The organism is Streptomyces sp. NRRL S-1022, from assembly GCF_000720135.1.
Lineage (GTDB): Bacteria > Actinomycetota > Actinomycetes > Streptomycetales > Streptomycetaceae > Streptomyces.
This window is the reverse complement of record NZ_JOIU01000137.1, coordinates 1-399: the sequence shown is the minus strand read 5'-3', so window position 1 is coordinate 399 and position 399 is coordinate 1. Positions and strand designations below refer to the sequence as shown.

The 399-nt window shown below is 67.7% G+C and carries 1 protein-coding gene; it reads right to left on the bottom strand.

Annotated features, from left to right (window positions below):
* Positions 1 to 399 (bottom strand): cbb3-type cytochrome c oxidase subunit I (locus IG05_RS0141190; RefSeq protein ID WP_030349198.1); only part of this gene is annotated, 399 nt, incomplete at both ends.

Genomic DNA, 399 nt, shown 5'->3' with positions numbered 1-399 from the left:
CGCGAACAGCGCCGCCGCGAGGACCGGGAAGGCGAGCAGGACCAGGACGGCGGTCAGCAGCACGTTCCACACGAAGATCGGCATGCGGAACATGGTCATACCGGGGGCGCGCATGCAGATGATCGTGGTGATGAAGTTGACCGCGCCGAGGATGGTGCCGAAGCCGGAGAAGGCCAGACCCATGGTCCACAGGTCGCCACCGAGCCCGGGGGTGCGGACCGCGTCCGACAGCGGGGAGTAGGCGAACCAGCCGAAGTCGGCCGCGCCCTCGGAAGTGAGGAAGCCGGCGACCGCGATGAGCGAGCCGAAGAGGTACAGCCAGTAGGCGAACATGTTCAGCCGGGGGAACGCCACGTCGGGCGCGCCGATCTGCAGCGGCATGATCCAGTTCGTGAAGCC